We start from the raw sequence: 13206 nt of genomic DNA on the forward strand, positions 1-13206 counted from the left end.
ACAAATAAATATCACCGGCCTGTACACATGGCCCTCGTCCTACTTTATGATATCCTGATGGGATTTAACATCTGATCATTCTAAAGATACAAAATATGAACAGTATATATACACTTTTCCTGGTCTGTTTTCTGCACATCCAATGTACTAACATTCCAACCAGTCAAACAAATGGCAAGATTACCGGGAAATGGCTCCCCGTAAAATCCATTATCAGCGCCACCGAAAACGATGAGAAATCATTTGAAAAAACAGACAGCTCCTTCGTCCCTTCCGATGTAATGCTATTCAAGGAAAACGGCACCATCGATGACGGCGGACAACGATACGAATCTTATACCATCGACCGCGAAACCAAGGAACTGACACTGCAGGAAGCCAATGGCGACGCCATTACGTTCAGGATACAAACGCTCACGGCCCAGCAATTAGTGATATTCCGGGAAGATGACGAAATTTATAATAACAAACATCGTCATATGAAACTGGAAATTCATTTTAAACGGCCATGATCATTTCAATACCGGTAAAATGATACCCGGGCCGGTAGCACACCCCGTGCTCCCGGCCATACAAAAACAAAACGCTTTACGCAGCGCCGCTTAGCGCAAACCGCCTATCGTCATGGATTCTGAGGAAAATTGGTTGGATCGTTATGAATATCTATTTCGCTTTGCGGAATGGGAAATAATAACCGCGCAGGTGTAAGCACCGGTGTTGAAAGATTGTATTCTTTCAGCAAATGCGCCTGCAGTATAGCGAGCCCTTTTGAATAACGGATCAGGTCAAACCAGCGGTTGTTTTCAAACGCCAGCTCCACCCTTCTTTCGCTGAAAACAGCATCCCTGAAACTGCCCTGGTCAGGCAATTCAGCAGTCGTTCTGGCTTTCAACCCGGCTCTCAATCTTACCTGGTTCAGGTAATCAAAAGCGGTGCCGGGGCCAGTAGCCGCGCTATAGCCCTGTTCATTCAGGGCTTCGGCCTGCAATAACAACACATCCGCATACCGCAATACCGGGAAACTGCTGCCACCGTCGCCGGTAGCACCGGGTACATCCAGGTATTTCTTTACATAGTTACCACGTTGTGTGGTAGTGGCATTTTTAAGCGATACGGTATCCAGTGAGGCTATGAGGCGTTTGTCATCTTTCTCATAAGCGGATACCATGTCATTGGTGGGCCGGTTGTTATTGGATCCCCCATAGGCGACACCATTATAGTAAAACGAAAACGGCACCATATCGGTGAAATAGGTATTCCCTTCAGAAGGGCTTAACCCTTTTTTAAAGCGCACGGTAAACAGCACTTCAGCGTTAACCGCGTTAGCCGGGTTATACAAAGCCGCGTAATCAGACAACAACGTATAGCCGGTCACGTTTTTCAGCACCGCTGTGGCGGCGGCCCATTTCTTCTCCGTTATATACACCTTACCCAATAATCCATTGGCTGTACCCGCGGTAGCCCTGCCACCATCATTCACATTGGTATATATGCCAGGAAGCAGTGCAGCAGCAGATTGCAGGTCCTTCTCTATTTGTCCGTATACTTCGGCTACGTCGTTTCGTTTATCATGCTGTGCCTCGGCGGTGGTTTCTGTTCTGATCACCAGCGGCACTTTTCCATATAAACGTACCAGGTCAAAATAAACAAATGCTCTCAGGAACAGGGCTTCGCCTTTAAACTGTTTTTTGGATGAATCCGGGATAGCGGCGGCATCTACCTGGTCCAGCACTGCATTGGCCCGTGATATGGTTACATAAGATCCTGCGTATACATCCGTAAGAAACGGGTTGGTGGTCGTTTCCGTAAACAGATCAATTTGCGAGGCCACACCACCCAATGCTCCCCGGTCAAGGATATCCGTATTATCACTTCTTACTTCCATCAGGTAGTAACTGGACTTGCCATAAGTACGGATACTCTGCAACCCGTCGTAGATAGCGTTTACCCCCTGCTGGAAGTCGTTGGTTGTTTTGAAAAAAGTGGCGGTAGTTTGATTGGATACCGGCGCCAGGTTAATAAAATCTTTACTGCAGGAAGATATAACCGTTACCAGCGACAAGCCTGCTATTGCTTTTGTGATATTTAACTTCATAAGTTCCTGTTTTTAAAATGAAAGATTGATACCTGCGGTGAATGTTCTTGGTAACGGATAAGTTCCATAGTCCTCTCCCTGCGACAACGGGCTATCCGGTCTCGCATTCACTTCCGGGTTGTAGCCGGTGTAGTTGGTCCAGGTATAAATATTCTGCCCGGAAACATACAGCCGCAATCCCTGTATCTTATTATGCAACAGGTGCTGATTAAACGTATAGCCGATAGTGATATTACGTAAACGCACATACGAACCATCTTCAACAAAGAATGAGCTGGGTTGCGCGCTGTTGCCGGTGGTTACACGGTTAGGCCTGATGGTATTTCCATCACCAGGATCCGTAGGTGATTTCCAATAGCCGAGTTCTTCCTTCATCTGGTTGGCGTTACCTTCGCCGTTGTACAGGAAGCGGCGTTGGAGGTTCATCACTTTATTACCATTCGAGGCCTGCAATGCTACTGTAAGGTCAAATCCCTTATAACGGAATTCATTCGAAAACCCCCAGATGAACCTGGGGAAATAGCTGCCGATATCTGTTCTGTCGTTGGCATCAATTTTCTTATCCTCGTTTACATCAATGAACTTCCGGTCGCCGGGCCTGGTGGTAGCGTAATGCGGATAAGCGTCTATCGCCGCCTGGTCTTTGAAAGAGCCTCCGTTTACATAGCCATAGAAGCTGCCGATAGGCGAACCTACCCGGGTAATATACAATTGTGAAATGGTGCCATTACCCCCGTCAGAAATGATAGGCGCATTGTTGGCGCCCAGTTGCAGTACTTCATTTTTATTGGCCGCAATATTAAAGCTGCTGTTCCATACAAAAGCACCGGTCAGGTTACGGGTATTCAGCCCAAACTCCACACCGCTGTTACGTACTTTACCGATATTTTTAAGGGCAGTACCAAAGCCGGAACTCAGCGCCACCGGTACGTTCAACAACAAGTCGGAGGTAGTGGCGCGGTAGTAGTCGGCGCTCAGGTAGATCCTGTTACCAAACAGGCCTATGTCTAACCCAGCATTTAACTGCACCGTTTTTTCCCAGGTAAGATCCGGGTTAGCCGGCTGCGAGGACCCTACGCCGTTTACAGCGGTGCCATTGCCGCTGCCCAGCACATAACCGTTAGACGACAACAGATCATAGGAAGCATAGTTAGCGATCTGGAAGTTACCCGAGGTGCCATAGCTTACACGGGCTTTCAGTTCCGAAATGGCTTTTATGTTAAAGAAGGATTCGTTACTGATCAGCCATCCACCGGATACCGCGGGGAAATATCCCCACTTGTTGTTGGCCCCGAAGCGGGAGGAACCGTCAGCGCGGATACTGGCGGAAACAAAATATTTATCAGCGTAGTTATAGTTGATCCTGCCCAGGTAAGAAAGCAGCGACCACTGCGATTCTGTAGAGGTGCCACTGGTAATGGTCGCCGCATTGATCGTTTGTACGGCATCGTTAGGAAAACCGGTACCAACGGTTTCGTTGGCTTTGGTTACGTTCTTCTGGGAAGTATAACCTGCCAATACATCAAAGCGGTGTTTACTATGTATGCTGAACTGGTAGCTGAGTGTATTTTCCCAAAGCCAGTTGGTAGACAATGCCGTTTGGGCCGAGCCTTTGGGGATGGTAGGCGCTGCCTGTTGTACCGGTTTATAACTTCCGAGGGTAGACGGCCGGAAATAGTTACGGCTGAAGTGATTGATATCTGAGCCAAAGAATGTTTTAAACTTTAGTCCTTTGATGATTTCATATTCCGCCCAGGCACTACCAAGATTGCGCACATGGTCCATCTTGTCTTTTATCCGGGTGGCCAGTGCAACAGGGTTTTCACCACCGGAGTAGCCATAAGCCCAAACGTTTTGGCGGTTGGTAGCCAACGATCCGTCGGCATTATATACCGGGAACACCGGCGATGCCTTCAGGGCATTGCTGAGTATGCCATCGAACGTCCATGGCCCCTCACTGTTGATCAGGTCATAATGATCGAAGGTGGGATTCACGGATACGCCTATCCGGAGTTGCTGTGTCAGCTCAGCAGTAAGATTTACCCTGAGTCCGTATCTTTTATAGCCTGACCCCAGGATGATCCCTTTCTGATCAAGATAATTACCGGAAATATAGTACTGGAACTTATCACTGCCCCCGGAGGCCGACAGCGTATGGTTCTGTATAGGCGCGGTTCTGAACAGGGCATCCTGCCAGTCGGTGTTGGTCAGCCCCTGGGTACCTGCAAGATAAGGCAGTATTTCAGGAGCGATCTGGAAGTTTGAATTCCCCCTGGTAGCGTTATCGTCTGTAATACTGCCGGATGGTTTGGCATCCAGGTAAGCATTATTCTTTGCATCAAAGCTAAACTTCGACCATTGATAGGCATCCATCAGTTTTATTTTCTTACTGGCCTGCTGAAAGCCCGCGTACATGCTATAGCCAAAGGATGGCGGCCCGGAAGTCTTCCCCTTTTTGGTAGTGATCAACACCACGCCATTAGAGGCCCTGGAGCCGTAAATGGCGGCAGATGAAGCATCCTTCAGGATATCGATGGAAGCGATATCATCGCTGTTGATAGTGCTGAGCGGATCAGGTGATTTCTGGAAAGATGCCTGCCCGGTAATGTTGACTACATCGGTAGATCCCTGCAGGTTTTTCAGGTCGTTCGATAACGGAATCCCATCCACTACGTATAACGGATCGATACCAGCAGAGATGGAGTTCAATCCCCTGATACGTACGCTGATGCTGCCTCCCGGCGCACCGGTATTTTGCAGTACCTGCACGCCCGGTACTTTACCGGCAATGGCCTGTTCAAAACTGGTAACCGGCTGATCTTTCAGATCTGCGGCCCGTACAGAGGCAACGGCGCCGGTAATTTCCTTCCTCCGTTGTACACCATAACCCACTACTACCACCTGGTTCAGCGAAGAAGTAGATTCTTTCAGCGTGGTATTCAACTGTTGCGGCGATCCATCTGACAAAGTGATACCGGTCAGCAACGTTGGCTCGTAACCGATAGAAGAAAACTGTATGCTGTAAGGACCGCCGGCAGTCAGATTTGTAAAGCGGAAGGCACCGCCGGCATTTGTTTGCGCAGCAGCAGTAGCGCCGGTGGTTTCATTTTTCACCACTACGGATACGCCGGGAATGCCCTCCTGCCGTTCGTTCCGGACTATACCGGTAACGCCTGCACGCTTTTCCTGTGCCAGCAGATATAATGGAGCCAATAAAGTAACGAGCAAAAATATGCTCCTCCATTTTTTCTTGAAAGACCAAAAGTAAAAAGAGTCCATAGGTGATTTTTGAGGCCCCGCCACAGGCTATTGCTATGCCTGCGGAAGAGAAAGCATCTGTTAAAATGCTCACTGATATGCAAGGGCCAGTTGATAAAACTGTTTATAAAAGATTCGGGCTAATTGCGCGACATTAAATTTTCATTCAGCGTTAAAAGTAACAACACTTTTTTAGTCCACAAAATTAATAGACTATTATATACCGGGTTTATTTTGTGTAGATAAATTTACCTTACTGGCTACAAACAAAGCGCTAAAACTACATGGCCGGTAAAACGAGTGTCCGGAAATGAACACCTGCTACTGAAAGCGGACGATCATCATTTATTTTAGCTGCTGATAATCAACACCTCCGAGCTTGGCATTTACTTCGCTACCGGATGATTACAATTTCACTGTATGTTCAGAAGCCAGTTAAAAATAGCGTGGCGGAGTTTCCGTAAAAACATCACCCATAGCCTGTTGAATCTTACAGGTCTTACCATGGGGCTTACTGCCTGTTTCTTCATTGCCATTTATGTAACAGACGAGTACAGTTATGATCGTTGGATACCGCAGCAACAGGATGTTTACAGGATTGGTGAAACAGTAAAAACCAAGACCAACCCCGCGATCCGGTTTGCCTCTACGCCGGGTAACCTGCAGCAGGCGATAATGGTGTATCCGCAGGTGGCAACCGCTACGCGCATCTTCGAGTATTTCAACAATGCCGTAGTAGGTACGGGCATCCAAAAACAGATCGTGGAAAAAGCTGTTTTCCTGGCAGACAGCAATATGCTCGAAGTACTGCCATATCCGCTCCTGGCCGGCAATTCACGTACCGCTATGAACGAGGCAGACGGGGTGATGCTGACGGCCGAAAAAGCGGAAAAATACTTTGGCAGGGAAGCCAATGCCAGTAACTATCTCAATAAAATAATTACCATTGGTGATAAACACTACCGGGTGACAGCCGTGCTTAAAAACATTCCTTTTAATACATATTTCAGACCCGATTTTATTATTTCTTCGGTCGCGGTTAACCGGCAGGAATGGTTCAAACGAACTACCGATAACTGGCATGGCACAGCGGTGCAAACTTTTGTCAAGTTAAAACCAGGTGCATCCGCTGCGGCATTTGAGCAACAAATTGCCCGTCTCGCTTATCAATATGTAGGTGCAGAAATAAAGGCTAACAACCAGGACTATACGTACTTTCTGCAGCCCTTATCTTCCATACATCTTTATTCTAACCTCCGTTATGAACTCAGCAAAAACGGGGACGCTTTCTATGTACGCGTATTATCATTTGTGGCGTTGTTTATCCTGTTAATTGCGGGTATCAATTTTGTAAACCTGGCCACAGCCAGGGCTGCTACACGCGCCAAGGAAGTAGGTGTGCGGAAAGTGATCGGCGCCAGGCGCTCCCAGCTGATCACGCAGTTTATGATAGAAGCCTGCAGCATGAGCAGCATGGCCTTCCTGCTTTCCATGTTGCTGGTAATGATACTGCTACCGTTGTTTAACCAGTTGGCAGATAAAAACTTTACGATCACGGTGTTATTTCAACCGTTGATTATCGGCGCCGGGTTGGGCATCAGTTTAATCATTGGATTACTGGCGGGCGTTTATCCCGCTATTGTGCTCTCCGGTTTAAATCCTTCCAGGATGGTGCAGCGTCATGGGTTGCAAATGAAAACGCAGTTCCTCCGGAACTCCCTGGTGGTTACGCAGTTCTCTATTTCCATCTTATTGATCATTGCTACCATTATTGTGTACAAGCAGTTGCAATACATGAAAAATCATGACCTTGGTTTTGACCAGTCGCAGGTGCTGGTGGTGCCCGCCATCGGCGGCGAGGCAGGCAGGAACATCCAAACACTGGTGGAAAAGTTTAAGGGACAGGCAGATGTTATTTCAGTAACTGCCTCGGGAAATGTGCCGGGGCAAGAGTTTGGCAATAACCTGATACGACTCAAAAATGACCCGGAGAAGAAAACAGATTGCCGGTTATTGTCGGCAGACGACCAGTTTTTTAAGACCTATAATATTAAATTGCTCACCGGCCGTTTGCCCAGTATGGTAAAAGATACCAGCAACAAATCAGGCGATATTATGATCAATGAAGCCGCACTCCCCTTCTTTGGCTGGAAGAAGCCGGAAGATGCGCTGGGACAGGAATTCGACTGGGGCTGGGGTAAAGTTTGCGGTGTATACCAGGATTTTCACTTTAATTCACTGCAACAAGGCGTTACGCCGATGGTCATTTTTTACAACTCCGGTTGGCTGGGCTATATCAGTCTTAAAATTCATACACGCAATACCGCCGCCACAGTAGCCGCTTTGGGTAAAACCTGGCAAAGCGTGGTGCCTTCCATGTCGTTCGATTATTTCTTCCAGGATGAAGCGTTTAACCGGCAATACCGCGCGGAGCAGCGACTGGGTCAACTCTTTATGTTGTTCTCTGTTTTTGCGATCGGCATTGCCTGCCTGGGATTGTTTGGGCTGGCATCTTTTACAGCAGAGCAGCGTACCAAGGAAATCGGTATCCGTAAAGTACTCGGTGCGAGTATCGGTGGCATTGTACAGTTGTTATCGAAAGATTTTATCAAACTGGTAATGATAGCTGCTACGATCGCTTTCCCGCTGGCCTGGTGGGCAATGAGTACCTGGCTGGAGGATTTTGCTTACCGCGTGCCGCTCAGCGCCTGGATCTTCATTGTTGCCGGTGCCGGCGCTTTACTGGTGGCTTTGCTGACAGTAAGTTTCCAGGCGGTAAAAGCCGCATTGGCTAACCCTGTGGTTAGTCTGCGGTCCGAGTAGCATAAAAAACCACATCTTCACCTCCCGGCTCAATATCTGCCAGTTCCTCTTCCCAGCCGGGATTCAGCTTGAAGATATTATGGAGTCCTCCCAGGAGTTCCAGCCAGCCGCTCATTTCATCAGACACCTCCAGTGTGTCTCCGTCAGCAGTTTCAAATACCAGGAAGGTAGCTTCTCCCGGGTACGCATATACTTTATAACCTGAAATACGGATAACCTTTTCCCAGGAAAGGGTATCATCAATATCTTCGTCGTATTTCACGGCGAGTTCCTGTTCATCAAATGCTATATCCATATCGCGAAGGTATTAATTTTGTTTAAATCACATCCATCAGACTGCTTCGTTCGGAAAGAACGACAACGTCACTTTAAATAAGCGGCTTTCTCCCCCATCGTTATCAGATACCAGGTGAAGCAGCAATGTATTGCCATCAACACTTTCCACGCAGATGCCCTCCATCTTTTCTGCCTTAAATGCCGGGTGTGTGGCAGAAAGATTCAACCATCCTTCCATCGTCAGCGATGTACCGGAAAGTTTTTGGGAGATGTTACTGATCCAGCCAATATAGCTGTCGCCGATGGCGCCGTCGTCATACGCATTGGCGGTGGCTTCTGACGACAATGTGCATAGCAACATATCCTTCCCGGGCACATAACACAACTCCGATACGCCTGCAAATACCCGCGTCGGCGTTACTAACGTTAACGGTAATACGGAAAACTGATCCGGCATTTCACTTTTCCAGAAATCATTGCTGGTAACGATCACCTGGTTAACCGGGAATGTATCATTTCCCCGGTTGCTGAGCAGCAGCCTGTTGCCCACTGCTGTAGCCCCTTCTATGTTCAGCTCATTAATCCCGGCGGCCAGCAGTTGCCTGATAAAGGCAGCCGGGTAATCCAGCTGCTGCATGCCGGTGCGCTCTTCTTCGAGCGCCACCAGTAATATCCTGCGCCGCTTTTCTGTTGCCAGCGAACCGGATACCATCAGGTGATGCTTACCCTGCAACTGTATTAATGCAGATGCCTCAAAATCCGGTTTCTCTTTTTTGGGTATTCTTTTGCCGGCAGCAGTCATGACCGGGATGCTGTTGAGTACCCCGTAATCCCGGTCCAGCACCAGGATGCAGGTGGCATCGTCGCCTACCACGTACAGTTTGCCGTTGAAATATTCTATCGCCGACGCTGACGGAAAATCAGGCAACAGCAATGTATACAGTAAGGTAATAGCTGCTTTCATGAAACTTGCAGGTAAGTTATTTTAATTTCGTTACCACCCCCTTTATCGCTTTTGCCCAGAAAACACCCAGTTCTGCGGCGCCCTTTTCATTGGGATGCAACTGAAAGGTACCTGCTTTTCCGTGTTCCTGGATAAAGAGTTCAGGATGTTGCCGGAAATATTTGAATCCGCCGGTGTAACCGGTGTACACCTGCCCGGGATGCGTAGTCCGATAGCCGGCAACAACAGCTTTTAATACCGGGAAATAGGACTGCAGTCTCGCCAGTCCTTCTGCCAGATAACGGGAACTGTTCTGGGTATTGGGGCTATACCAGGTAGGATGGTGTAAAATAACAATACAGCCGGGATAATCCTTTAACAGGCGGTCTACAATAGTAATCACGTTTGTTTTATAGTCGGCCGGCGATACGGGCGAGCCATTGGGTCCCTCAATAGCGCTGTCGTTGGTACCTAATACCATGGAAAACACCAGGGTGGCATCTTTATCGCTTTTAAACACATCAGCAGCCTTTATAACGTTATTGAATAAACGATTGGTAGCGGGCAAAAAATCTACCGTAGTGGAACCGCTTACGCCCTGGTTGCTGAAATTGAAGGCTGCAACGGGCATGGCTTGTTTCAGCCATTCGCAGGCTTTCACCGGCGGTGCGTCCTGCTCCGGGTGTGCCAGTCCGCCTCCATGTGTAATACTGTTACCAATAAAAACGATGTCTATTTGTTTTGACTGCGACATCGCCGTCATGCTGCCAAGCAGGCAAAGCAGGCACGCGAAAAAGAAAAGTCTGTTTTTCATAACTGTAAGCATTCAATCCTCTAAAATAATATGTTCAGCGGATAATTGGGTATTTATGTGTAACGATTAAGCCAAAGAACTCTTATCTTAGGAGATGAAACGTACTTATATCGCCGTTACAATAGCTGTAATAGTTTGCTTCATAATTCCATCAGCGTTCTCCCAGGCGAACGACAGCATTCCACCTACCCACCAGTCGCACGTACGCATTTTTTCAAAAGTACTCCAGGAAAACAGGATGCTGTGGATATCCACACCAGTGGGCTATAATGACTCCGGTGAAGCATACCCGGTCCTGTACCTCCTGGACGGTGAAGTCCATTTTAAGTACACCGACGCCCTGGTAGAATACCTCGTCAACCGCGGCAGGATGCCTCCCGTCATTATTGTCGGCATTGTCAATACAGACAGGCGCAGGGACTTCACCCCTATTCATTCGCTGGTGATCAACGATAAAATAGACAGTAGTCTCGCTACTACCGGTGGAGGCGGGAAGTTCCTCGAGTTCCTTCAAACAGAACTGGCCCCCTACATCGATCACCACTACCGCACACACCCTTTCCGTATACTCGCCGGGGCCTCACTGGGCGGCCTCTTTGCCGTATATTGCAAAATAACTGCTCCCTCCCTGTTCCAGGCCAGCATCATCATGAGCCCTGCTTTTTATGGCGGTAATAATAAAATCCTGTCCGACGTCACCCCTTTCCTGCAAAAAAACCAGGACTTGAAAATGCGTATGTTCCTGGCCCTTGGCGATGAAAAACCAGACAAAATAGATTCTCTGCTACTACAGCTAAAAAACGCTGCTGGTCCGGAACTCAAATGGGATTTTAAGTCCTACCCCGATGAAGACCATTTCTCCATGCCACTCAAAGCCATGTACGACGGACTGAGGTTTATTTATGCCAACTGGCATGTGGATTTTGACCAAAGTACCACCATATCGGATTATACTTCCATTGTTACCCACTTCAAAAAACTGTCCACCGAATTCGGATACGATATCAAACCCAATGAAGACTTTGTCAATTCCTGTGGTTACAAACAACTGGAGCTAAAAAATTTTGATACAGCACTGGATATTTTCCGGCACAATATCAGTAACTACCCACGGTCGGCTAATGTTTATGATAGTATGGGAGAAGCGTGCCTGGTAAAAGGAGATAAAGAGGCTGCTATCAGATACTACCGGAAAGCCGTTGAGCTCGACCCATACAATGAAGAAAGAAGGGAAACACTGAAAAAGCTGGAAAACAACGTACAAAAATAAATGTCCTCTGCCATTAGCTCTTGCTTCAAAGTAGTACGTTTCATTTCAGCAGTTATACATTTTTTACAGGCCCCCCTTCTCCCGAAAAAAATTTCGCGTAACCATTTGGTTACGTATATTTATAACTGAAAGGTTACACCATTTAAAACAGATTCCTTTGAGAAGAGATGTATTCCAGGCGATAGCTGATCCTACCCGGCGGCAGATCATTGGTTTGCTGGCAAATGCCACGCTGAACCTCAACAGCATCGCCGACAACTTTGACATCAGCCGCCCGGCGATATCGAAACATATCAGGATATTAACAGAATGCGGGCTGGTAACGATAAAACAGGATGGCCGGGAACGCTATTGCAGCGCGGACCTGAAGCAATTAAAAACGGTGGCCGACTGGACGGCGCAGTACCATACTTTCTGGATGGACAAGCTGGATGCGCTGGAGAATTTCCTGGGTAAACCCGCCCGTCCGGTCAATCCCCGCAGAAAAAAACAATAGTCATTTTTCTTTGTTCATCTATAACAAAATCATTCATTATGAGTAACAGTCCACTCGTCATTGAACGTACGTTAAACGCTCCTGTAAAAGCTGTATGGGAAGCTATTACCGACAACGATAAAATGAAACAATGGTATTTCCAGCTCCCGGCGTTTGAGCCGGTGGTAGGCTTTGAATTCAGTTTTGAAGCTGGTAGTCCGGAGAAAAAATATACACATCTCTGCAAAATAACAGCAGTAGAACCCGGTAAAAAACTCAGCTATACCTGGAGATACGAAAACTACCCCGGCAACTCCGAAGTAACCTGGGAGCTGTTTCCCGAAGGCAGCAAAACAAGACTGAAGTTAACCCATACCGGTCTTGACAGCTTCCCCGGCAAGCAGGATCCTGCTTTTGATGTGGAAAGTTTTACAAAAGGATGGACATATATACTCGGCACCAGTTTGACAGATTTCCTGGCCAAAGAATCGCCGGTTGGCTGATTGACAGCCATTAGCTGTTAGCTAAAAGCTAATGGCTAACAGCTGCTTCCGTTACCAGCAAAGGCGATTCAAACATGGCGACCGGGGAAATAATCTTCTCCTCTAATGGGATCTGGCTGCCATAGATGGCTTTCATCTGCTGTTTTACCGCAGTGCTGTTCAGGTCAAATTCACGGAGCGTTTGCAGCCGCCCTATTTCCAGCCCGGTAGCGGCCTTATATATTTTCCAGACCAGTTCGGAACAATAGATCCGCTCATCTGACCAACCAAAATAGAAATCATAATCTTTCCCATTATACTCTTTTCCGGCTGCCTTCATTTTGCTGATCACCGGTGGCGTAAGCACTGTGCCGGCATCTTTCAGCCGCTTTATTACAAAATGCCCGTTCTTTCCCCGCGCTATCCATTGCCGCAACGGCGTATACCTCACGGGCTGCAGCGCCTCATAAACATACCATTGATCATCATTCTGTTTAAAAATTATCCCGCAATGACTATATTTGGAGTGTGTTGCCAGTTGAATAGCGGTACTTAAATCTGATTCCGAGATCTGAAAAATAATATCGCCTTCCTGTACATCCGGCGTAGCTACCGGCAATTTTTTTGAAATAAATGTATTTGACCCAAGCGTACGCGCTGCTACCAGTGCACTGGCAACCGCCAGCAGCAACAGGATGGAGACCGTCGCTTTTTTGAAAACTGTCATACCCGATATTTTTGTAAAAATAGATCCTATTATTTATAAGCCA

11 protein-coding genes are annotated in these 13206 nt (G+C 47.5%); 5 read left to right on the forward strand and 6 right to left on the reverse strand.

Features of this window, described 5'->3' with window-relative positions; translation table 11 throughout:
* The first annotated feature begins 95 nt into the window (after positions 1-95).
* Complete coding sequence (locus KE626_RS21470; protein ID WP_211975018.1) at positions 96-512, forward strand: hypothetical protein; 417 nt, start codon at positions 96-98, stop codon at positions 510-512.
* Positions 513-622: 110 nt separating this feature from the next.
* Here the strand turns inward: KE626_RS21470 and KE626_RS21475 are convergent, their stop codons facing one another.
* On the reverse strand, positions 623-2095 hold the full coding sequence (locus tag KE626_RS21475; RefSeq protein WP_211975020.1) for a RagB/SusD family nutrient uptake outer membrane protein: 1473 nt from the start codon (positions 2093-2095) through the stop codon (positions 623-625).
* A 12-nt stretch (positions 2096-2107) separates the two neighbouring features.
* Positions 2108-5374 carry a SusC/RagA family TonB-linked outer membrane protein gene (locus tag KE626_RS21480; protein WP_211975022.1) on the reverse strand — a complete coding sequence of 1089 codons (3267 nt, stop codon included), beginning with the start codon at positions 5372-5374 and terminating at the stop codon, positions 2108-2110.
* Positions 5375-5773: 399 nt separating this feature from the next.
* On the opposite strand from KE626_RS21480, the gene KE626_RS21485 reads away from it, so the two are divergent.
* A complete protein-coding gene (locus KE626_RS21485; RefSeq protein ID WP_211975024.1) occupies positions 5774-8176 on the forward strand; it encodes an ABC transporter permease in 2403 nt (800 codons plus the stop codon).
* Here KE626_RS21485 and KE626_RS21490 read toward each other — a convergent pair.
* From KE626_RS21490 to KE626_RS21500, 3 genes are read right to left on the reverse strand one after another with little or no spacing between them, the layout of a single operon-like run.
* Positions 8157-8471, reverse strand: coding sequence for a hypothetical protein (locus KE626_RS21490; protein WP_211975025.1), 315 nt, complete (start codon positions 8469-8471; stop codon positions 8157-8159). The genes KE626_RS21485 and KE626_RS21490 overlap by 20 nt on opposite strands.
* A gap of 36 nt (positions 8472-8507) precedes the next feature.
* Positions 8508-9416: a DUF6929 family protein gene (locus KE626_RS21495; protein ID WP_211975027.1), complete on the reverse strand. Its 909-nt coding sequence runs from the start codon at positions 9414-9416 to the stop codon at positions 8508-8510.
* A gap of 16 nt (positions 9417-9432) precedes the next feature.
* Positions 9433-10209 (reverse strand): GDSL-type esterase/lipase family protein, encoded by a 777-nt coding sequence (locus KE626_RS21500; protein WP_211975028.1) that lies wholly within the window; start codon positions 10207-10209, stop codon positions 9433-9435.
* A 94-nt stretch (positions 10210-10303) separates the two neighbouring features.
* On the opposite strand from KE626_RS21500, the gene KE626_RS21505 reads away from it, so the two are divergent.
* The 3 genes from KE626_RS21505 to KE626_RS21515 all read left to right on the forward strand — a co-directional run bounded on the left by KE626_RS21505 (position 10304) and on the right by KE626_RS21515 (position 12457).
* The gene (locus tag KE626_RS21505; protein ID WP_211975029.1) at positions 10304-11479 is read left to right on the forward strand and encodes an alpha/beta hydrolase-fold protein; all 1176 of its coding nucleotides are present in this window, start codon (positions 10304-10306) and stop codon (positions 11477-11479) included.
* A gap of 157 nt (positions 11480-11636) precedes the next feature.
* Complete coding sequence (locus tag KE626_RS21510) at positions 11637-11975, forward strand: ArsR/SmtB family transcription factor (protein ID WP_211975030.1); 339 nt, start codon at positions 11637-11639, stop codon at positions 11973-11975.
* A gap of 38 nt (positions 11976-12013) precedes the next feature.
* The gene (locus tag KE626_RS21515) at positions 12014-12457 is read left to right on the forward strand and encodes an SRPBCC family protein (RefSeq protein ID WP_211975031.1); all 444 of its coding nucleotides are present in this window, start codon (positions 12014-12016) and stop codon (positions 12455-12457) included.
* A 28-nt stretch (positions 12458-12485) separates the two neighbouring features.
* On the opposite strand, the gene KE626_RS21520 is transcribed toward KE626_RS21515, so the two are convergent.
* Positions 12486-13163, reverse strand: coding sequence for a YiiX family permuted papain-like enzyme (locus KE626_RS21520; RefSeq protein ID WP_211975032.1), 678 nt, complete (start codon positions 13161-13163; stop codon positions 12486-12488).
* Positions 13164-13206: the final 43 nt, after the last annotated feature.

The organism is Chitinophaga hostae (assembly GCF_018224885.1).
In the GTDB taxonomy this organism is placed as follows: domain Bacteria; phylum Bacteroidota; class Bacteroidia; order Chitinophagales; family Chitinophagaceae; genus Chitinophaga; species Chitinophaga hostae.

Bases quoted from the DNA above. Each gene is read 5' to 3' on its own strand.
- KE626_RS21500 (WP_211975028.1), bottom strand. From the start codon at position 10,209: ATGAAAAACAGACTTTTCTTTTTCGCGTGCCTGCTTTGCCTGCTTGGC.
- KE626_RS21520 (WP_211975032.1), bottom strand. From the start codon at position 13,163: ATGACAGTTTTCAAAAAAGCGACGGTCTCCATCCTGTTGCTGCTGGCG.
- KE626_RS21515 (WP_211975031.1), top strand. From the start codon at position 12,014: ATGAGTAACAGTCCACTCGTCATTGAACGTACGTTAAACGCTCCTGTA.
- KE626_RS21485 (WP_211975024.1), top strand. From the start codon at position 5,774: ATGTTCAGAAGCCAGTTAAAAATAGCGTGGCGGAGTTTCCGTAAAAAC.
- KE626_RS21470 (WP_211975018.1), top strand. From the start codon at position 96: ATGAACAGTATATATACACTTTTCCTGGTCTGTTTTCTGCACATCCAA.
- KE626_RS21490 (WP_211975025.1), bottom strand. From the start codon at position 8,471: ATGGATATAGCATTTGATGAACAGGAACTCGCCGTGAAATACGACGAA.
- KE626_RS21505 (WP_211975029.1), top strand. From the start codon at position 10,304: ATGAAACGTACTTATATCGCCGTTACAATAGCTGTAATAGTTTGCTTC.
- KE626_RS21480 (WP_211975022.1), bottom strand. From the start codon at position 5,374: ATGGACTCTTTTTACTTTTGGTCTTTCAAGAAAAAATGGAGGAGCATA.
- KE626_RS21475 (WP_211975020.1), bottom strand. From the start codon at position 2,095: ATGAAGTTAAATATCACAAAAGCAATAGCAGGCTTGTCGCTGGTAACG.
- KE626_RS21495 (WP_211975027.1), bottom strand. From the start codon at position 9,416: ATGAAAGCAGCTATTACCTTACTGTATACATTGCTGTTGCCTGATTTT.